We start from the raw sequence: 20155 nt of genomic DNA on the forward strand, positions 1-20155 counted from the left end.
CTTCGCGCTGCGTCCGTCGAGGCGAGGCTTAGCACGAAAGAGCTTTCCCGTATCCTGTGGCCGCGGGCGAGCGGCGGCTCGGCTCGATTTTCCGCTGGCGAGATCGACGAAAATCAGGCCTCGCGAAGAATCTTGTCCATCGCTTTTCCCCGCGCCAGCTCATCGATGAGCTTATCCAAATAGCGTATCTCGCGCATGGTCGGCTCCTCGATGTCCTCCACCCGGACGCCGCAGACGACGCCCTTGATCAGCGCTCGCGAGGGATTCATCTTCGGAGCCTCCGCAAAGAAAGTTTCGAAGTCGATGCGCCGCTTCAGCCGAAGATCGAGTTCCTGCCGGCTATATCCCGTCAGCCACGAAATAACCTTGTCGACATCTTCTTTCGCACGCCCCTTTTTTTCAGCCTTCGCGATATAGAGCGGATAAACGCTCGCAAAACTAGTCGTGTAAATTCTGTGCTTCGCCATGAGCTGCGACTCCTGGACTTGCTTCAGCCACCTTGCGGCGGTCGGCGATCTTGCCGCCTCAGGCCGAGCCGGCGGGCGATGATCCGGTCGAGCAGGCGCGCGGGCAGCATGCGCGGCAGGACCCAATCGAGCAGATAATTCGGCACGACGCGAATGCGTGCGGGCGGGCGCTGGGCGCGCAGCGCGCGCAGCACGGCCGCGGCGACACGGTCGGGCGGCGGACCGATGCGGCCGCTCTCGACCGCCCATTTTTTGAGCCGCCGCGCCGCCGGGCCATAGGCCGTGGCCTCATAGGCCGAGAAATCGGCCTGCTCCGCCTTGTCCCAGATCGGCGTCGCGACGACGCCGGGCTCGATCACGACGACGTCGACGCCATAAATCATCAGCTCGCGCCGCAGCGAGTCGGAAAAGGCTTCGAGCGCATGTTTGGACGCGGCGTAGGCGCCGAGGAACGGCGCGGCGACCGAGCCCGCCACCGAGCTCATATTGACGATCCGGCCGGGCGTCCCGCGGCGGGCCTCGCTCGCGCCGAGGAGGGGCGCGAAAGCCTGCGTGACGGCGAGCTGGCCGATGAGATTGACCTCGATCTGCCGCCGGAACTCCTCGAGCGGCTGGTGGAGCAGCGGCCCGGGAAAAGCGGCGCCGGCGTTGTTGACGAGGCCGGCGAGCGTCGCGCCCTCGAGCCGCCGCTCGACCTCGCGCCCTGCGCGCGCGACCGCCTCGGCGTCGGTCACGTCGAAGAGCAGCGGCGTGAAGCAGCCGGCGCCGTAGAGGTTCGCGAGGCGCTCGCTATCGGCCTCTCTGCGGATGCTGCCGAAGACGTGATAGCCCTCGCGCGTCAGCGCCTCGAGCACGGCATGGCCGATGCCGGAGGAGACGCCGGTGACGACGATGGCGCGCTTTTCGCTCATGCGCGCGCGCCGGCGGCGAGCGCGCGCAAGGTCTCGAGGGTGGAGGCGTCGGCGCGGCCGTCGACGAGTCGCGGCCGGAAATGCCGCTGGAAAGCGGCGACGACTGCCGCGGTGTCGTCGCCATAGGAGCCGGAGACGGGCGATTTGTAGCCGTAATCGGCGAGCGCTCTCTGCAAGGCCTCGACTTCGCCGCCTTGCGCGCCGCGCTCCAGCGTCTCTCCCCCGACGATGGGCGCGGGCTCGACGAAAAGGCCGACGCCGCGCTCGGCCAGAACCTTCCAAGGGAAGAACTCGCCCGGATCGATCTTGCGGCCGACGGCGATGTCGGAATGGCCGAGCACGCGCGCCGGAACGATCGCATTGCGCGCGCAAATGTCGCGGCAGAGCTTGGCCACCGCCTCGATCTGACGATCCGGGAAGGGATGCGGATCGTCATGGCCGGGATGGACGATCTCGATGCCGATCGAGGCGGAGTTGATGTCTTCCTCACCCGCCCAGAAGCTGTGGCCCGCATGCCAGGCGCGGCGCGCCTCCGACACGAGCTGCAATATGGTCCCGTCCTCGTCGACGAAATAATGCGAGGAGACTTGCGATTCGGCGATCGTCAGCAGACGCAGCGCTGCGGCTGCGGTCGGCATGCCGGTATAGTGGAGGATCAGCGCGGAGAGCGGGCGCAGCCGCTCGCCGTGATTGGGCGAGAGGCGCAGCTCGGCGGCAAAGGGAGAATCGGGAGCGACCATGTGCGAGCGTCGGCGGAACGGCGCGGCGAAAGCGCCGCGGAGGGCATTATATAGACCCGGTCCGCCGGCCGCGAGGCCCTGAAAAGCGACGCTCACGCCGCGAGGGCGGCGAGCACGCGCGCCCAGGAGCGCGTTCCCTTGTGGAAGGAGTCGAAGGCGTATTTCTCATTGGGCGAGTGGATGCGGTCGTCGTCGAGCGCGAAGCCGATCATCAGCGCGTCGAGCCCCAGCTGCACCTTGAAGGCGCCGACGATCGGGATCGAGCCGCCGCAGCCGATGAGCGCCGCCTCCTTGCCCCATTCCTGGCCGAGCGCGCGCCGCGCCCGCGCGAGCGCCTCGGAATCGAAAGGCAGCTGCAGCGCCGGCGACGCGCCATGGGTGACGAATTCGGCGCGCGCGTCGGCGGGCAGGCGCTCGCGCACGAAGGCGCGGAAGCTCTCGAGGATCTTTTCCGGATTCTGCCTGCCGACGAGGCGAAAAGAGACCTTGGCGCCGGCCTTTGCCGGCAGCACCGTCTTGGCGCCGGGGCCCATATAGCCGCCATAGATTCCGTTCACGTCGCAGGTCGGGCGCGACCAGATCTTCTCCATCACGCTGCGGCCGATCTCGCCCGCCGCCTGCGAAACGCCGACGCTCTTCAGAAAGGCAGCCTCGTCGAAATCGAGCGCCCGCCATTGCGCGGCGATCTCGTCCGGCAGTTCGGCGACGCCGTCATAGAAATCCGGCAATGTGACGCGCCCTTCCGCATCGTGCAGATCGCCGATGATCTTCGCCAGCACATGGATCGGGTTGCGCACGGGCCCGCCGAACAGGCCGGAATGAAGATCGCGGTCGGGCCCGTGGATCACCACTTCCTCCTGCGCGAGGCCGCGCAGCATGGTGGTGATGGCGGGCGTCTCGTGGTTCCACATGCTCGTGTCGCAGACGAGCGCGAGATCGGCCACGCTCAGCTCCTCGCGATTGGCTGCGAAGAACGCCGGCAAGGACGGCGAGCCGGTCTCCTCCTCGCCCTCGAACAAAAAGACGATGTGGCAGGGCAGCCCGCCATTCGCCTGAAAGGCGCGGCAGGCCTCGAGAAAGGTCATCAGCTGGCCTTTGTCGTCCGAGGCGCCGCGCGCGACGATCTCCTTGCCATGCTCGCCCTCGGCGAGCCGCGGCTGGAACGGGCCGCTCGTCCATTTGTCGAGCGGATCCGGCGGCTGCACGTCATAGTGACCATAGAACAGCACATGCGGCGCGTCCGGACGCTTCGCCTTCGCATGTCCGACGACGATCGGATGTCCGGGCGTCGCGCGCACGCCGGCGTCACAACCAAGGTCGCGCAGCTGCCCACAAAGCCAATCGGCGGCGCGGCGGCAATCCTGCGCGAAGGCCGGATCGGTCGAAATGGATGGGATGCGAAGAAAATCGAACAGCCTCTCGGTGGCGGCGGAGAGATTTGCGTCTATCGTCTCCAGAACGGTTTCGGTCGTCATGTTTCGAGGCGCTCCTCTGCCGAACGGACGGCGCTGCCCATACGCGAGCCTGGCCCCGGCTCGAGCGACCGGCGCCGGCTCCGAAATCGAGCCTCCAAGCTAGTGCGGAAAGCGCGCCGCGGGAAGCGCTCGAAGAGCCACGCGCAACTGGACGCCGCGGGCGACGGCGCCGATATTCTCCGCGAGCGGCGCGCGGCGGCCGCGCCGGCCGAGGCGAAGGGCGGCCATGGCGACGAATACGCAAAAAATGGTCGAACGCGCCTTCGTCGTCGCGGGCGTCCTGCTGGCGGCCGCGGCGCTGTGGCTCTTGTCCGACGTCGTGCTCGTCATCGTCGGGGCGGTGCTCGTCGCCGTGCTGCTCCAGGTCGTCGCCGAGCCGTTCCGCTGGCTGCGGCTGCCGCACGGCCTCGCGCTCTTCCTCTCGGGAGCGCTCGTTCTCTGCGTGCTGCTCGGCGTCGGCTTTCTGCTCGGAACGGCGACGGCGGCGCAGCTGCAGGTCGTCGTCGATCGCGTGCAGGAAGCCCAATCGGCTCTGTGGCGATCGCTGCAGTCGTCGGACATCGGCCGCGTTCTGCTGAGCCGCATGCGCGGCGCCGAGCTGCCTCTCACCGACATATTCGGGCGCCTGTTCAGCGTGAGCGCCAATTTCCTCGTCGGCGTCGTCGTGATGGTGTTCGGCGGCCTCTATCTGGCGGCGCAACCTGCGGTCTACAGGGAGGGGCTCGCCAAGCTGTTCCCTCGCGAATGGCGGGGCGAGGTCGAGGACACGGTCGACGCCGTCGCGCGCGCGCTGCGCCTGTGGCTGTTCGGCCAGATGATCGAGATGATCATCATCGGCGTCATGTCGGGGGTCGCCGTCTGGCTCATCGGGCTGCCGTCGCCGCTCGCGCTCGGCGTGATCGCGGGAGTGGCGGAATTCGTTCCCTATCTCGGGCCGATCATCGCGGCCGTGCCCGCCATTCTCGTCGCGGTGACGCTCGGTCCGGCGGCGGCGCTATGGACGCTCGTCGCCTATCTCGCCATCCACCAGGCCGAAGGCCAGCTGATCATGCCGCTGATCCAGCGACGAATGGTGTTCGTGCCGCCCGCGGTGATGCTGCTCAGCATCGTGGCGATCGGCTATGCGTTCGGCGTGACGGGCGCCGTCTTCGCCGCGCCGATCACGGTCATCGTGTTCGTGATGGTGAACAAGCTCTATGTCCGCGACGCGCTCGGGGAGGAGGCCCCTCTGCCCGGCGAGCCGAGTGGCGAGCCCTCCGCGGAAGGCGCGCTCGCGACGGCGAGCGTCGGACGCGCCTCGGGCGACTGACGGCTGGAGCAATTTCCGATCCGAGTGGATCGAAAACTGCTCCAGCTTTTTTGATTTGGAGCGAATCGATCGAACGATTCCGTTCGATCGGAAAGCGCTCTCGCCCTCAGAACGGCTGCTCGCGCACGCGCAGGTCGAACATCAGCCGCGATAGCGCCAGCGATCCGACGCAGAAGCCCGCCGTCGTCATGAGAATTTCGAGCAGGCCGAGCGGGACCATCGGCGCGACGGCCAGCAGGGGCGCCAGCGCCTCGGGGATCTGATCGAGGCCGAGCGCGCGGCTGCTCACGGGCCGTCCCAGACGCCGCTTCACGAAGCTCGAGAACAAGTCGCCCGCCATCGCTCCGACCCCGATGATCGCGCCGGCCGCCGCGGAGAGGCCGAGCGCGGAGGCGACGAGCGTCGTCGCGGCGATCGACAGAAGAATGCCGCGCCAGGTCTTCGCCGCGCCGAACAGCGGCCGGCCGTCGACGAATCGCGCGCCGCCGTCGACCGGCCGCGCGCCTGTCGCGCCGAGCAGGCGCTTGCCCAGAACCGGCGCGCCATTGGCGACGACGAGCAGCACGAAGAGCTCCACGACGAGCACGGCGTTCATGGCGGCGCGCCTCCTCGCATTCCGGGCGAAGGCCACGGCTGTCCGGCTTGCATATAGGGGAGGCGAAGCCGACGGCATCCGGCGGAGGCCGCGGCGCGCGGCTTGTCCTTTTCGTCGCGCGCGCTATGTGCTCGCGCGCGCAGATGCGGCCGCTCCCTGTCGAGGCGTGACGAATGGGCGAACATGGACAAGACGCCTCCGGCCCCGATTTCTCCCTCGGCGTCGCCGTGGCGGAGGTCGCGGAAGGCGCGATCCTGCGCGGCCGCGTGGGGGAAGAAGCGGCGATGCTCATCCGCCGCGGCGACGACTGCCATTTCGTCGGGGCGGCATGCACGCATTATCAGGGACCGCTCGCCGACGGTCTCGTCGTCGGCGAGACGATCCGCTGCCCGTGGCATCACGCCTGCTTCAGCCTGCGCGACGGCCGGGCGCTGCGCGCGCCCGCGCTCGACCCCATTCCCTGCTGGCGCGCCGAGCGACGCGGCGAACATGTGTTCGCGGCCGAGAGGATCGACCCGGACGCGCGCGTGAGACCGCCTCCTCCTCCGGCGCTCGGGCGCGTCGTGATCGTGGGCGGCGGCCCCGCGGGGCTGGCGGCGGCGCGAACGCTGCGCGACGAGGGCTTCTCCGGCGCGCTCACGATCGTGAGCGCCGACGCCGACGCTCCCTATGACCGGCCCAATCTGTCGAAGGATTATCTCGCGGGCGCCGCGCCCGAGGACTGGCTGCCGCTGCGGCCGAGCGCCTTTTACGAGGAGCGCCGCATCGAATTGCGGCTCGCGACGCGAGCCGCCGCCCTCGATCTCGCGCAGAGCTCCGTGCTGCTCGAAACGGGCGAAAGGCTGCGCTATGACGCGCTGCTGCTGGCGACCGGCGCGCGGCCGGTCCGGCTGCAGGCGCCGGGAGCCGATCGCCCGCATGTCCACTGCCTGCGCAGCCTCGCGGATTGTCGCGCGATCATCGCCGCGGCAAAGGCGTCGCCGAGCGCATTGGTGATCGGCGCGAGCTTCATCGGCCTCGAGGCGGCCGCCGCGCTGCGCGAGCGCGGGCTCGAGGTTCATGTCGTCGCGCCGGATACGACGCCGATGCAGAAGACCTTCGGCGACGCGCTCGGCCGAGCGGCGCGCGCGGTTCACGAAGCCCATGGCGTCGTTTTTCATCTCGGCGAGACCGTCGCCTCCATCGGCGAGCGCGAGGCGGTTCTCTCTGGCGGCGCGACGATCGCCACCGATCTCGTCGTCGTCGGGGTCGGCGTGCGGCCGGCGCTGGAGCTCGCCGAGCAGGCGGGCCTCGCGACCGATCGCGGCGTGCTCGTCGACGAATATCTGCAGACGAGCGCGCCCGGCGTGTTCGCCGCCGGCGATATCGCCCGGTGGAGAGATCATCGCACGGGCGAACGCATCAGGATCGAGCATTTCGTCACCGCCGAGCGGCAGGGCGAGACGGCCGCGCGCAATATTCTCGGCCGGCGCGAAGCTTTCGAAGCGCCGCCCTTCTTCTGGAGCCGGCATTTCGATCTCGTCATCTCCTATGTCGGACACGCCCCCGCCTGGGAGCGCGTCGAGATCGACGGCGATGTCGCACAACGCGATTGCGCCGTGAGCTATTTCAGCGGCGATCGCAAGCTGGCCGTCGCGACGATCGGCCGCGATCTCGACAGTCTTCGCGCGGAAGTCGAATTCGAACAATCGTCCGGCGCGTGAGGCGCGAAGACGTCGCGAGACTCACTCGCGCGAGCGCATGTCTCTCTTCTTCCGAAAGGCTTCGGCGCAGGCGGGCCGCGTGCCCGCCCGCCCGCATTTTTGCGACGGTTTTCCAGGCGATGAGGGCGGCTCGGGCGTTCGATCCGCGGCCGGGCGCAGGGCCAAGAACAACCGGACAGTGTTCGGCGGGCCGGACCCGGCCCGTAGTACTACTTAGCAGTCGCCCTAAATATTTATACCCAGATTTAGTCCATGATCGTTAGGAAATAGTTGCGGCGCTCAATGCACCGATGTATACAGTCCGTGTCTTTGCGGACCGAACGGCGCTGATCTGCCCTCGCGAGTCTTGTTCCGGACGCCGTCCCGTCGGCTGCTCGGTCGCGCCAGGGTAAACCGGCTTACCCAAACGAAAGAAAGTGAAGAGTGAAGCAATGACCTCGACCAACAACATAGAACTCGCCGCCGATATCGTCTCCGCCTATGTGAGCAACAATTCCGTTCCCGCGGCTGATCTTCCCGGGCTCATCAACGAAGTCTATGGGGCGCTGATGCGCGTCGGCACGGGCGCCGTCGTGGAGCCGGTCGAGGCGCCCAAGCCCGCCGTGTCGGTTCGCAAATCCGTCACCAACGACTTCATCGTCTGCCTCGAAGACGGCAAGAAATTCAAGTCTCTGAAGCGCCATCTGCGCACGCAATACGGCCTCTCGCCCGAAGAATATCGCGAGAAATGGGGTCTTGCGCCCGACTATCCGATGGTCGCCCCCAATTACGCCAAGGCGCGCTCCAATCTCGCCAAGCAGATGGGCCTCGGCCAGCAGCGCCGCCGCCGCACGCGCTAAAAACGCGCCGCGCCGCCGCCGAGATCGTCGCGCAGCCGCAACGCGCCGCGCCGGAATCCGAAAATCGCCTCACGCGCTCTCGCCTCTCTTGCGCGCGTGCGGGACCTCAAAAACGCGGATCGGCGCAACGCCTCCCGCGCGGCAGTCGCGCGCGCAGGGCTCGCCGAAGCTTTTCATCATGCCGGAACGGGGGAAGAAACATGCGGCGTTTCGCAGTGGCTCTGATTGCTTTTGGTTCCGCGTGCTCGGCCGCTCTCGCCTATGACGGCGGCGGCCCCCTCGGCGAGCTGTTCGAGCTCGGCCCCACGCGCGGCCAGTCGTCCGACGGCCGGCCGCAGGCGACCGCCATCCCCCGCGAGATCGTGAGCTTCACGAGCCGTTACCAGCCCGGCACGGTGGTGGTCGCCACCAATGAGCGCCGGCTCTATTATGTCCTCGGCAACAGCCAGGCCATCCGGTACGGCGTCGGCGTCGGCCGCCCCGGCTTCGAATGGTCCGGCACGCGCTACATCTCCAACAAGCGTGAATGGCCCGACTGGACGCCTCCCGCCCAGATGCTGCGCCGCCGTCCCGACCTGCCCCGCCACATGGCCGGCGGAGCGGAGAATCCGCTCGGCGCCCGAGCCATGTATCTCGGCGGCTCGCTCTATCGCATCCATGGCTCCAACGAGCCGGAGACGATCGGCCAGGCGGTGTCCTCCGGCTGCATCCGCATGACCAATGACGATGTCGTCGACCTCTACCAGCGCGTGCGGGTCGGCACGCGCGTCATCGTCCAGCGCTAGAGCCGTTTTCTTGATTGGAGCGAATTCTGATCGATCGGACGGTTCCGTTCGATCGGAAAGCGCTCTAAAGGCTCGGACGCGGCACGACGGGAGCGCGCCTCAGCGCTCCCCGGGCAGGTCCCGATCCAGGCCCTTGGCGGCCAGCTCGCCCAGATAGGCGGAAAAATCGGCTTCGGCGCCCGAGCCCAGCGCGTGCAGATAGGGCCAGGTGTAGATGCCGGTGTCGTGCAGGTCGTCGAAAGTGAGCCGCACGGCATAATGGCCGACCGGCTCGACCGCTATGATCGCCACATTGCGCTTGCCGCCGACGGTCTTGCGCTCCTCGGGCGAATGGCCCTGCACCTCCGCCGAGGGGCTGCGCACGCGCAAATGTTCGGCCGAGAACTCGAAGGTCTCCCCGCTCTCGAAGCTCACGCGCAGCCGTCGTCCCGCCTCGAGCAGGCGTATCTCGCTCGGCCAAATGTCGGCGTCGCCCATGTCCCCCTCCTTCGCTCCCGTTCCGCGCCGCCCCCGCCCTGTGGACCGAGGGGCTTCACGCGGCGTCTTTCGCCAAATATATAGGCCGTAGATGCAGGCTGCGCGCCAAGCGGCGCGCCGCGAGACGGTCTATCGATGAATCCGCGCCCGACAATCGCCTATGACCCGGCTGCGCCGGCCCCTCTCGTCGATCCTTACGGACGGACGATCTCCTATCTGCGCGTCTCGGTGACCGACCGCTGCGACTTCCGCTGCGTCTATTGCATGTCCGAGCATATGGAGTTCCTGCCCCGTCGCGACCTGCTGACGCTGGAGGAGCTCGACCGGCTGTGCACGGCCTTCGTGGAGCGCGGGACGCGCAAGCTGCGCATCACCGGCGGCGAGCCGCTGATGCGGCGCGACATCATGAGCCTGTTCCGCCGCCTCTCCCGCCACCTCGTTGGCGGGCGGCTCGAGGAGCTGACGCTGACCACCAATGGCTCGCAGCTCGAGCGCTATGCGCAGGCGCTCGCCGATTGCGGCGTGAAGCGCGTCAATGTCTCGCTCGACACGCTCGACCCCGACCGTTTCCGCGCCTTGACGCGCACGGGCGACCATTCGCGCGTGCTCGCGGGAGTCGAGGCGGCGCGGCGCGCCGGACTCGCCGTGAAGCTGAACGCCGTCGCGCTGCGCGGCGTGAACGAGTCGGAATTCGTCGACCTGACCCGCTTTGCGCATGAGCGCGGCATGGACATGACCTTCATCGAGGTGATGCCGCTCGGCGAGATCGACGGCGCGGAGCGGATCGACCAATATGTCCCGCTCTCCCATGTGCGCGAGCGCCTCGCCGAAGGTTTCACGCTCGAGGAGATCGACTATCGCAGCGGCGGACCGGCGCGCTATATGCGGATCGCCGAGACAGGCGGGCGTGTCGGCTTCATCACGCCGCTTTCGCATAACTTCTGCGAATCCTGCAATCGCGTGCGCGTCACCTGCACGGGAACCTTGTTCATGTGCCTCGGCCAGGAGGACGCCGCCGATCTGCGCGCGCCCTTGCGCACGGACGCGAGCGACGCCTCGCTGCACGCCGCCATCGACGCGGCGATCGCGCGCAAGCCCAAGGGGCATGATTTCGTCATCGATCGCGCGACGCGCGCCCCCGCGGTCGCGCGTCATATGAGCACGACCGGCGGATGAGCCGCCTCCTCGCGCTCGTCCTCGCCCTGCTCGCTCTCGCGCCCTGCGGCGCGCGAGCCGCTTCAAGCCTGCGCGTCGCCAGCGAGGGGGCACGGCCGCCGTTCAACTATCTCGACGCCAATAATCAGCTCGCCGGATTCGAGATCGATCTCATGCGCGAAATCTGCAAGCGCATTGCGGCCGAATGCTCCTTCGTCACGCAGGAATGGGAGAGCCTCGTTCCAGGGCTCACGGCGAAGCAATATGACGTCGTTATCGCCGCCATGGAGATCACCGAGGAGCGGCGCGAGCGCATCGCCTTCTCCGAGCCCTATGCGCGCACGCCCTCGACGCTGATCGTCGAGCGGGCGTCGGCGCTCGCGCGCGCCGACGCCGCGGCGTTGAAGGGCCTGCATGTCGGCGTGCCGGCCGATGGTCCGCAACAGTCCTATTTCGAGGACAAATTGCCGGAGATCGAGCTGCGCCGCTATGCGACTCTGGAAGAGGCGATGCTCGACCTCGCCGAAGGCCGTGTCGACGCCGTCGCCACGGACAAGCTCGCGGCCTTCGACTTTCTGAAGAGCCGCAAGGAAGGGCGCTGCTGCCGCATCGCCGCCGATCTGCCGCAGGACCCGGCCTATTTCGGCGCCGGGCTCGGCGTCGGCCTGCGCAAGGAGGATTCCGCGCTGAAGAGCAGCGTCGACGCGGCGCTCGCCGCGATCATCGCCGACGGAACTCTTCGAGCGATAAGCGCCAGATATTTCGACTTCGAGCTCAGATAAGCGCCAACAAAGCAGCCCTACCATGGCATGCTCGATCTTAAAAATGGGCGATGATCGTCATCATCGAACGACTCACCATAAGTCATTTCCAAGGGCGGACATGCCTCCACCCACAATTTGAAGGCGCATCTTTGCTCTTGATCGAAATCAAACAATCGATATTTTTGTACATTCGGAAATGCGACTCTTATCGAGCAGTGGCGCGATTTTTGATCGGTGGCCATCGCCGCGACCTGTGAGGCGACAGCGCCGTTTTCGGGTGACCTAACGGAGCATCAGCCCGAGGATCTTATCGGCGATTTGCCCGAAGGGCGCGCGGAGAAGCGTGCTTGCGTTCCATCGCCCCTGGTCGAAAATGCCTTTGGCATGGCTGAGCGAGCGGAAGCCCTCTATGCCATGATAAGCGCCCATGCCGCTGGGCCCGACGCCGCCGAAGGGCAGATCGTCCTGCGCATAGTGCATCAGCGCGCCATTGATGGTGACGTTGCCGGAGGTGGTGCGCGTCAACGTCTTGCGGCGGTTCTCGCCGTTGTCGCCAAAATAGTAGAGCGCCAGCGGTCGCGGCCGAGCATTGACGTAAGCGACGGCCTCGTCGATATCGCGATAGGGCAGGACTGGCAAGATGGGGCCGAAGATCTCTTCCTGCATGATCGCCATGTCGTCCGTCGCGCCGACGACGACCGTCGGCGGCATAGTGTGCGGACGGCGACGCGCCTCGTTCGGCCTTTGTCCGACTTCTATGATGCGCGCGCCTTTCGCACGAGCGTCTTCGAGCAAGCCGGTCAGACGCGCATAGTGATGGTCATTGACGATGGAGGTATAATCATCGCTCGCCGGACCATCTGGATACTGCACGGCTACCGCCTCGCCATAGGCGGCGACGAAGGCGTCGACCTCAGCCTCACCTATGAGCACATAGTCCGGAGCGACACAGGTTTGGCCCGCATTGGCGAGCTTGCCATAGGCGACGCCCGCCGCCGCGTGATCGATGGCGGCTCCCTCGCCGATGATCGCCGGAGACTTGCCGCCGAGCTCCAATGTCACGGGCACAAGGTTCTGGCTGGCCGCCTTCATGACCGCGCGCCCGACCGAGGCGCTACCGGTAAACACCAGATGGTCGAACGGCAGGGCGGAGAAGGCGGCGCCCACCGCTGCGTCGCCGGTCACCACCGCCACCTGCTCCTCGGGGAAGATTTCCGCGAGCAGCGTCCCGAGTAGATCGCTTGTCGCAGGCGTGAGCTCCGACGGCTTGATCATCGCCCGATTGCCGGCTGCAATCGCCGTGGCGAGCGGCATCAGCGCCAGCGAGAAGGGATAATTCCACGGCGATATGACGCCGATGACGCCGAGCGGCTGATACTCGATGCGTGCGCTGCCGAGCTGGAAGGGCAGCGCGACATGCCGACGCGTCGGCCGCATGAAGCGGCGCAAATTGCGGTGAAGATAGTCGATGCCCATGACCAAGGTCATTATCTCCATCATCGCCGTTTCATGCCTCGAGCGATGGCCGAAGTCGGCGTTCGACGCCGCTTCAATGGCAGGTCGTCGGGCGATGACGGCGGCCCTGAGCCTCTTCAAATCAGCCCGGCGTCGGCCGAGCGGAGGCGGGCCATCGTGCAGGAAGGCGGCGCGCTGACGGGCGAGGATATCGCCGAATTGGGCGTCGGTTCGGATTTCGGAAGTGGCGTTCATGGCGCTTCCTTCGATGTTGACAGTGAAAACTTTCTCTCATTGACATAGGCCTAAAAGTAGGCGACGTCTACATATGTTGTCACTGACAACTTCGAGGACCCATGCAGGAGACATCCGACCGCCCGTATCACCATGGGGACTTGAGACGGACGATTATCGAGACGGCGATGGGCATGCTGGACGAGGAGCAGGGCTGGCAATTCACGCTGCGGGAGGTTGCGCGTCGCGCTGGCGTAAGCCATGCCGCTCCCTATAAGCACTTTTCCGACAAGGGCGCCCTGCTTGCTGAAATGTCCATGCTCGGCTTCGACCGCCTCCGTGAAAAACTGACGGCGGCCGAGCGCCGCCCGTTCGCCTCGCACCGCGAGGAGCTATTTGCTTTGGCGCATGCTTATGTCGGGTTCGGAACGTCCAATCCGGCTCTCTACCGGCTGATGTTCGGCGCCGATGCGGGCAAGGCGGCGGATATCCACTCGGGCGAACGCGCGCTCGCTGCATTCGGCGTCATGCTCGAAACGCTGGAGCGCGGACAGAAGGAAGGCGTCTTACGAAAACGGCCCATTCAAGGTCAAGCAACGACATGCTGGGCGCTGGTGCACGGGCTCACCATGCTCGCCATCGGCGGATTGCTTCCGCCCGCGAAAGTCGGACCGGACGCCATGGAGGCAGCGCTCGCTGCACTGCTCGAAGGGCTAGAGGAGTGAAGTCGAGCCGCCAATGGAACCCGCACGAATGTCAATCACGCTCGGCGCATTGCTGCGGCAGAAAGAATGGCGACGGCGCACCTATGTAGTGGGTTCTGCGTAAACCGGATATTCGAAGCGCCGCTTGCGCATGCGAGCGGCTGAACATAGCCGCCCACAGAAGAAGAAGCGCGTCAGCCGAAGGGTATCGGCCCAGCCCCTCGATGAAGGATTGGAGAGGAGACGGATCGTGCCCCTTGGAGAGGTGTAGCAGCGGCGCTCGGGCGCGCGGAGCGGAGGCCGTAGGCCGCCGCGCAGCGCGTCCGAGTGCCGCTGGGCGGTCATCGGCGGTTCTCCGGTAGCATCGGTTTGCGATTCGAAACGCAACCGAGGAACACCGATGACCGACGAGATGATGAACCTTCGCGCCCTGCTGGAAAAGTCCCCGGACGCGGATTTCCTGCGTGAGATGATCGGCTTCGCCGCCGAGCGGCTGATGGAGCTCGAAGTCGGCGCCCTGACCGGCGCCGCCCACGGCGAGCGCTCGGCGGACCGCCGTGTTCAGCGCAACGGCTATCGTGATCGCGATTGGGAGACGCGCGCCTCTTGGAGGTTCGGGTCGGCTGGACACCAACCCCGTTACGCCGCTCTCCTCACGCCGTCATCACCCACTTTCCGGCATAGCTCGTCTTGTCGGCGCCTTCGTCCTTCCGCAGAGGCGTGGCCCTTTATTCTGCACTCCATCTTGACAACCGACGTCGCGGGCGATGATATTTAATAAGATGATTAAATGTTCTGAGGCGACGCTCGACACGGTCTTTCACGCTCTGGCCGACCCGCACCGGAGGGCGATCCTGCGCATGCTGACCGAACACGAGCGCAGCATTGGAGAAATCGTTCCCGCATTTCCGATCTCCTTCGTCGCTGTCTCCAACCACATGAAGGTGCTGGAACGAGCGGGTCTCGTCATCCGACGCAAGCAGGGCCGTCATCAGATGTGCAGCCTCGACCGCCGTGGTCTCGACGCCGCCCGGAACTGGCTCGATGCGCATGAACGCTTTTGGAGCGAGCGCCTCGACGCCCTGGATGCCGTGGTCGCTCAGATGAAGGCGGAGGACACGGGCCCCTAGGAGTCGGGCGTCAACCGGTAGAAACAAGATGGAGGAAGCGCTTGACCCAGAATGCCCTCTCGAGCGAACGGGCCACAACGTCCGTGCCCGCGCCCGCCGCCGACCAGGCGGCCGATCCCGGAAGCCTGCGCCGGGTGGTGGTGGCCTCCTCTCTCGGAGCCATCTTCGAAGCTTATGACCTCGTGCTCTACGGGCCGATGGCCGCGATCGTCGCCGCCGAGTTCTTCTCCGGGCTCGATCCCGCCTATGCCTATATCTTCACTTTGCTCTCCGCCGCCGTGACCTATGTCGCCCGCCCATTCGGCGGGCTGGTGTTCGGCCCCCTCGGCGACCGCGCCGGGCGCAAATTCACCTTTCTACTCACCATCCTGATCATGGGCCTGTCGACCGTGCTCATCGGCTTGCTGCCGAGCTACGCGGCGATAGGGGTCGCCTCGCCGCTGCTGTTCATGGCGTTGCGCATTCTGCAGGGCCTTGCCTATGGCGGCGAGTTCGGCGGCGCAGTCACCTATATCGCCGAATATGCCCCCGCCCACCGGCGCGGCTTCGCCACCAGCGCGATCGCCGTCACCGCGGCGAGCGGCCTGGCTCTGGCGATCCTGGTCGTGCTCGCCTGCGAGCTGGCGCTCGGAAAGACGGCGTTCGAGGCCTGGGGCTGGCGCATTCCATTCCTGCTCTCCGCCGTGCTCATGCTGGTCTCGGTCTATATCCGGCTGCGCTTGCAGGAATCTCCGGTGTTCCTGGCCATGAAGCGGTCGGGCGGCGGCTCGCGGACGCCGCTACGCGAGGCGTTCGGCCGCTGGGACCATCTGCGCGTAGCGCTGCTCGTCCTGTTCGGCGCCGCCGCTGGCCAGTCGGTCGCGATCGCGACCGGCTCCTATCCGATCTACCTCCTGGCGTTGAACCTCAAGATCGATCCCTTCCTGCTGCACTACACCATCCTCGGCTACAGCGTGGTCTTCATCGCCGCCATGATCCTGGCGGGCTGGCTGTCGGATCGGATCGGCCGCAAGCCCGTCGTGCTCGCCGGCTTCATCGGCACGGCGCTCGCCGCCTATCCGGTGTTCCTCGGCGTCACCCACTATGCGCACCCGCGCCTTGCGGCGGCGATGACCACGCATCCGGTGACGGTGGCGGCCGACCCGGCGACGTGCAGCCCCCAGTTCGATCCGTTCGGCCTCGCCGAGTTCCGCAACCCCTGCGACATCGCCCGGCGCGCCGTCGCCAAGCTCGGCGTGCCCTACGCCAATCGCGCAGCGTCGCCGGGCCGCGTCGCTGAGGTGGAGATCGGCGCCGCGGTGGTTCCCGCCTTCGAGGGCGTCGGGCTCGACCGGGCGGCCTTCACGCAGCAGGCCAAGGCCTTCGACGTCGCCCTCGCCGCTGCGTTGGCCGATGCGGGATATCCTGCCCGCGCCGCGCCGGAGTTGACCAATGTGTCGATGCTGATCACGCTCATGGCCGCCCTCAGCGTCTTCGTCGCAATGGCGTCCGCCCCGCTTTCGGCCTGGATGGCGGAGATGTTCCCGACCCGCATCCGCACCACGGCCTTCGCGATGTCCTACAATATCGGCGGCTGGTTCGGCGGCTTCCTGCCGGCGATCTCCTTCGCCGCCTTCACGGCCACGGGCGATCTCTATGCGGGCCTGTGGTACGCGGCCGGCGTCCTGCTGGTCGCCCTCATCGTCGGAGGACTGTTCCTGCCCGAGACACGCGGCCGCGCCCTGGAGAACGTGACATGACCGGCGCCGCGGGTCGCCCGGTCTCGCTCGTCCTGGTCCGCCGCGTCAATGCGCCGGCGGGACGGATATTCGCCGCCTGGACGGACCCGAAATGGCTGGTCCGCTGGCTGATTCCGGGAGCCGGGGCGCTGCGGGAGGCGGTCATCGACCCGCGTCCGGGCGGCGCATACCGGCTGGAGGGCCTCGATCCGGATGGAACGCGCTATCGGCTCTGCGGCCGTTACATCGAGGTCGCGCCGGAGCGGCGGATCGCCTTGAGCTGGGAATATGAGGGCGCCGCAGCCGGCTTGTGCGGGCCGCCGACGCGGGTCGACGTCGATCTGCGCCCATTGGGCGCCGACGCTTGCGAGCTGACGCTCACCCACGGCGAGCTAAAGGGGGAGGATGCGGCCGCGACGCACCGCATATTGTGGACGATCTGCCTCGACCGGCTCGTCTGGTCGCTCGTTCCCCCGCCGGACGAGCCCGCCTTTCGCCCATCGCTCGGGGCGATCGCCGAGCTCTATGGCGAGTCGCACCGCTCGCTGCAGGACGCCTTCGACAGCCGGCCGCTGGCCAACGCCCTGCGCAAGATGATGGTGACGAGCACGCTGACCGCCGAGCACAGGGCCTTCATCGCCGGACGGGACATGGTGTTCCTCACCACCGTCGACCATCGCGGCTTTCCGACCTGTTCCTACAAGGGCGGGGCGCCGGGATTCGTTCGAGCGCCAGACGACGACACCCTCGTCTTGCCGAGCTATGACGGCAACGGCATGTATCTCTCCGCGGGCAATGTCGCCGCCAATGCGAAGGTCGGACTGCTGTTCATCGATTTCGAGCAGCCGCACCGGCTGCGCATCCACGGCGCCGCGCGCCTCGTGCGCGACGAGGCGGAGCTCGCCGCCTTTCCCGGCGCGGAGCTTTTGCTGGTGGTGAAGGTCTATGAGGCCTTCGTGAACTGCTCGCGCTATGTGCATCGCTATCAGCGCACGGAAACATCCCCCTTCGTGCCGGGCGAGCCGCGCGGGGACGAGATGGCGCCCTGGAAGAATCTGGACGTCCTCCGCGACGTCCTCCCGGGCCGGGATCGGGTTCGGCGCGAGGAGGCGGGATCGAGATCCATGACGCGCGAGGAGTATCTGGCGCGCCTGAAGCGCGGGGAGACTTGAGAGTCCGCCTCTCCTCCTGCTGGGTTTCGTCGCGGATCACGGCCCGGCGGAGAGAGAGCCGGCCCTGGAAATTCGGACAGTAGCTTGAGTGGATTTTCTGCCTGACAGCGGCGAGGATTCTCGCTGCGAATCAGGAGCATTCGATGACGAAGCGGAGCCGCCGGACGCATTCTCCGGCCTTCAAGGCGAAAGTGGCTTTGGCCGCGATCAAGGGCGAGAAGACGCTGGCCGAGTTGGCGCAGCAGTTCGACGTCCACCCGAACCAGATCACCACGTGGCGGAGCCAGTTGCTGGAAGGCGCGGCCGGCGTTTTCGGGCCGGAGAAGACGGAGCCGAAGGAGGCCGCCGTCGACCTGAAGGGGCTTCACGCGAAGATCGGCGAACTGACGCTGGCGAACGATTTTTTGTCCGGCGCGCTCACAAAAGCGGGATTGCTGAGCGCATAAAGATGATTGACCGTAAGCACGATCTTCCGATCGCCCGGCAAGCGAAGGCGCTGGGCGTCGCCCGCAGCTCCGTCTACTACAAGCTGCGGCCGGTTTCTGCCGAAGGCCGGCGTGTTCGAGGCGTTCTTCGACACGCTCGCGTCGATGAGCGCTTCCGCCCATCTCATCCAAATGTTCGACTCGACGATCGTCCGCGCTCACGTCTCCGCCGCTGGCGCAAAAGGGGGGCAAGAGGGGCAAGCGCTCGGGCGCTCGCGCGGCGGCTTCACGACGAAAATCCACGCGAAAGCCGATGCCTCGGGAACGGTCATCGGCTTCGACCTGACCGGCGGCGAGGCTTCCAGCGGGTATGCGGGAGAAGATCACCAAGCGGACGGTCGAGGCGATCGAGCCTTCGGTGCGTGACACCTTGTCTTTGGGACAGCGAGATTCCCGGATTTGGCTGCAAGGTGACCCCTAAAGGGGGCCGCATCTACCTCCTGCAATACAGCCAGGGCGGCCGAGACCATCGCGTGACGGTCGGCCGACACGGCGTCGAGTTCACCGCCGAGCAGGCAAGAAACGAAGCGCGCCGCCTGGACACGCTCCGACTTGCCTCCTCCTTGCTGTCCTCTGCTAGAAAAGGGCGGTCGGCATAAGCCTTCGCTCCCAGCTTACGCCCTTTTGCCGATGGAAGAGTGATCGGCCGACACGGCGTCACGGCGTCGAGAACGTCGCCCGGAACCGAAAGACCTCGCCGAATATCGGAAGCGCGTCGGCGAACCCGCCCGAGTTCACGCAATATTCGATCTCCCTGCGATGCGCGCTCCAGTCGAAATCCTGCTCGGGCCAATGGATCGTCACCTCTTGGCCGGCACCGACGAGCGCCTCTTCGGGCACGTCGATAACGAAGCTGACCCAGGACCGCGCGGGCGCCAGCGCGGCAATCGCACGTCCGTTCACTCTTACCTCTGGTCCGCATCCAGGCGTCGGATCGAATGCGAGCCGATAGGTGATCTTCAGCGTCACGCGCGCGGACTGCGGCGCGATCAAACGGAAGCGGCTGACCGGCTCGCAGGAGCGAAAGAAGCCGACAGGCAAGCCCAAGCCATGGCCGAATCGTGAACGGAAGGTGCGGGCGCGATATTGGTAGTCGAGCAGGTCGACGCCTTTCGACGGAGTGAAATGTTCGGCCAGCATCAATTCGCTCAGGGCCGCCGCCTCCGCCTCCTCGAGCACGCTCGACAGCGCGCGATTCAACGGCGTCTCTTCGAATTTGTCCCATTCCGTCGGATTGCGTGGATGCAGGTAGCGATTCACGACGGCCTTCTTCGCCAATCGCTCGAAGCTCTCGCACATCCAACGAGGAGCTCGTCGATTGACGACGTCCAGCAGCGAGTGGATGTCGTCGCGGATCTGCGGAAAGATCTCGACCGCCTTGCGCACATGAAAACCGATTTCGGCGTCGCTCTGGCCATGATGAGCATTGTGCACGGCGGCGAGAAGATGCGCCAGGGCCTCGTCCTCGGGAGGAAATTCCGATGGTGGGCTCTCGGGCGTCGCGGCAGGCAAGTCGAAAGCCGACTGCAAATGCGAGAATATCTCCTGCACCGAGTCGAGCAGCCCTTCCCTGGAGAGATGGCAGTAATCCATGAAGTAGCGCTCGCGCCCGTCGACGGCGAATCTCTCGCGTTGGTCGAACACGCGCATGCCCGACGCGGTGGCTGCGCGCTCCAAGGCGTCCTGCAGCGACGCCGGACAGCGCGGCCCCGTCGGGATCGGCAGACCCACCAACGCATCACGCGACTTTTCCAGCTCCCGCCGCGCGTCGGCCGGACGGTTCTGCGCGAGCGCGACCTGCGCCCGAATCTCGAATGTATCCGCGCCCGAGCCGCCGTCGATCGCACCCATCTCATTTGCGATCTCGAGCGCATGGGCGAGATCGCCTTCGGCGAGCGCGCGCTCGGCTTCCTCGCGCAACCTATACCAGCGGCCATGCCCGCCGCCGGGCAGAAACGGAATTGCGACGCCGGGCTCGTTACGCCAGCGTCCCAGATTCCAATCCGGAACGATCATTAGCGTCTTCCCGGCCTCCGC

The 20155-nt window shown here is 66.6% G+C and carries 19 protein-coding genes and 2 pseudogenes; 13 read left to right on the forward strand and 8 right to left on the reverse strand.

What is annotated here, in order from left to right:
- Positions 1-113: 113 nt before the first annotated feature.
- From K3F48_RS11985 to K3F48_RS12000, 4 genes are all read right to left on the reverse strand, one after another.
- A complete protein-coding gene (locus K3F48_RS11985; protein ID WP_222575674.1) occupies positions 114-467 on the reverse strand; it encodes a DUF2200 domain-containing protein in 354 nt (117 codons plus the stop codon).
- Between the two features lie 23 nt (positions 468-490).
- A complete protein-coding gene (locus K3F48_RS11990) occupies positions 491-1378 on the reverse strand; it encodes an SDR family NAD(P)-dependent oxidoreductase (protein WP_222575675.1) in 888 nt (295 codons plus the stop codon).
- On the reverse strand, positions 1375-2118 hold the full coding sequence (locus tag K3F48_RS11995; RefSeq protein ID WP_222575676.1) for an N-acetylmuramoyl-L-alanine amidase: 744 nt from the start codon (positions 2116-2118) through the stop codon (positions 1375-1377). The genes K3F48_RS11990 and K3F48_RS11995 overlap by 4 nt, the downstream gene beginning before the upstream one ends.
- 92 nt (positions 2119-2210) lie before the next feature.
- Positions 2211-3593 carry a M20/M25/M40 family metallo-hydrolase gene (locus tag K3F48_RS12000; RefSeq protein ID WP_222575677.1) on the reverse strand — a complete coding sequence of 461 codons (1383 nt, stop codon included), beginning with the start codon at positions 3591-3593 and terminating at the stop codon, positions 2211-2213.
- Positions 3594-3819: 226 nt separating this feature from the next.
- Here K3F48_RS12000 and K3F48_RS12005 point away from each other — a divergent pair, with 226 nt between their 5' ends.
- Positions 3820-4902, forward strand: a complete 1083-nt coding sequence (locus tag K3F48_RS12005) for an AI-2E family transporter (protein WP_222575678.1) — start codon at positions 3820-3822, stop codon at positions 4900-4902.
- A 106-nt stretch (positions 4903-5008) separates the two neighbouring features.
- Here K3F48_RS12005 and K3F48_RS12010 read toward each other — a convergent pair whose 3' ends face one another.
- Positions 5009-5497, reverse strand: coding sequence for a CDP-archaeol synthase (locus K3F48_RS12010; protein ID WP_222575679.1), 489 nt, complete (start codon positions 5495-5497; stop codon positions 5009-5011).
- Positions 5498-5670: 173 nt separating this feature from the next.
- Here K3F48_RS12010 and K3F48_RS12015 point away from each other — a divergent pair, with 173 nt between their 5' ends.
- The 3 genes from K3F48_RS12015 to K3F48_RS12025 all read left to right on the forward strand — a co-directional run bounded on the left by K3F48_RS12015 (position 5671) and on the right by K3F48_RS12025 (position 8824).
- Positions 5671-7200 carry an FAD-dependent oxidoreductase gene (locus K3F48_RS12015; RefSeq protein ID WP_222575680.1) on the forward strand — a complete coding sequence of 510 codons (1530 nt, stop codon included), beginning with the start codon at positions 5671-5673 and terminating at the stop codon, positions 7198-7200.
- Between the two features lie 431 nt (positions 7201-7631).
- Entirely contained in the window at positions 7632-8039 is a 408-nt protein-coding gene (locus K3F48_RS12020; RefSeq protein WP_222575681.1) for a MucR family transcriptional regulator, read from the forward strand.
- A 200-nt stretch (positions 8040-8239) separates the two neighbouring features.
- Positions 8240-8824: a L,D-transpeptidase gene (locus K3F48_RS12025; protein WP_222575682.1), complete on the forward strand. Its 585-nt coding sequence runs from the start codon at positions 8240-8242 to the stop codon at positions 8822-8824.
- Between the two features lie 99 nt (positions 8825-8923).
- Here K3F48_RS12025 and K3F48_RS12030 read toward each other — a convergent pair whose 3' ends face one another.
- Positions 8924-9301 (reverse strand): gamma-butyrobetaine hydroxylase-like domain-containing protein, encoded by a 378-nt coding sequence (locus K3F48_RS12030; protein ID WP_222575683.1) that lies wholly within the window; start codon positions 9299-9301, stop codon positions 8924-8926.
- A gap of 135 nt (positions 9302-9436) precedes the next feature.
- Between K3F48_RS12030 and moaA the strand changes: the two genes are divergently transcribed.
- Entirely contained in the window at positions 9437-10477 is a 1041-nt protein-coding gene (gene moaA, locus K3F48_RS12035; protein ID WP_222575684.1) for a GTP 3',8-cyclase MoaA, read from the forward strand.
- Complete coding sequence (locus K3F48_RS12040; RefSeq protein ID WP_222575685.1) at positions 10474-11238, forward strand: transporter substrate-binding domain-containing protein; 765 nt, start codon at positions 10474-10476, stop codon at positions 11236-11238. Before moaA ends, K3F48_RS12040 begins: the two co-directional genes overlap by 4 nt.
- 264 nt (positions 11239-11502) lie before the next feature.
- Here K3F48_RS12040 and K3F48_RS12045 read toward each other — a convergent pair whose 3' ends face one another.
- Entirely contained in the window at positions 11503-12930 is a 1428-nt protein-coding gene (locus K3F48_RS12045) for a coniferyl aldehyde dehydrogenase (RefSeq protein ID WP_222575686.1), read from the reverse strand.
- A 167-nt stretch (positions 12931-13097) separates the two neighbouring features.
- On the opposite strand from K3F48_RS12045, the gene K3F48_RS12050 reads away from it, so the two are divergent.
- From K3F48_RS12050 to K3F48_RS24885, 7 genes and pseudogenes are all read left to right on the forward strand, one after another.
- Positions 13098-13634: a TetR/AcrR family transcriptional regulator gene (locus tag K3F48_RS12050; RefSeq protein ID WP_370631409.1), complete on the forward strand. Its 537-nt coding sequence runs from the start codon at positions 13098-13100 to the stop codon at positions 13632-13634.
- 379 nt (positions 13635-14013) lie between these two features.
- Positions 14014-14217, forward strand: a pseudogene (locus tag K3F48_RS12055) (transposase); the annotation flags it as partial.
- 178 nt (positions 14218-14395) lie between these two features.
- Entirely contained in the window at positions 14396-14743 is a 348-nt protein-coding gene (locus K3F48_RS12060) for a helix-turn-helix transcriptional regulator (protein ID WP_159289268.1), read from the forward strand.
- 41 nt (positions 14744-14784) lie between these two features.
- Positions 14785-16482 (forward strand): MFS transporter, encoded by a 1698-nt coding sequence (locus K3F48_RS12065; protein ID WP_255608888.1) that lies wholly within the window; start codon positions 14785-14787, stop codon positions 16480-16482.
- Positions 16479-17633 (forward strand): SRPBCC domain-containing protein, encoded by a 1155-nt coding sequence (locus K3F48_RS12070; protein WP_222575688.1) that lies wholly within the window; start codon positions 16479-16481, stop codon positions 17631-17633. The genes K3F48_RS12065 and K3F48_RS12070 overlap by 4 nt, the downstream gene beginning before the upstream one ends.
- A 143-nt stretch (positions 17634-17776) precedes the next feature.
- Positions 17777-18180, forward strand: a pseudogene (locus K3F48_RS12075) (transposase); the annotation flags it as partial.
- Between the two features lie 70 nt (positions 18181-18250).
- Positions 18251-18484 (forward strand): hypothetical protein, encoded by a 234-nt coding sequence (locus K3F48_RS24885; protein WP_370631410.1) that lies wholly within the window; start codon positions 18251-18253, stop codon positions 18482-18484.
- Between the two features lie 291 nt (positions 18485-18775).
- On the opposite strand, the gene K3F48_RS12090 is transcribed toward K3F48_RS24885, so the two are convergent.
- Positions 18776-20134 carry a hypothetical protein gene (locus tag K3F48_RS12090; RefSeq protein WP_222575689.1) on the reverse strand — a complete coding sequence of 453 codons (1359 nt, stop codon included), beginning with the start codon at positions 20132-20134 and terminating at the stop codon, positions 18776-18778.
- Between the last annotated feature and the right edge of the window lie 21 nt (positions 20135-20155).

The sequence above is a fragment of the Methylosinus sp. Sm6 genome, assembly GCF_019802345.1.
GTDB lineage: Bacteria > Pseudomonadota > Alphaproteobacteria > Rhizobiales > Beijerinckiaceae > Methylosinus.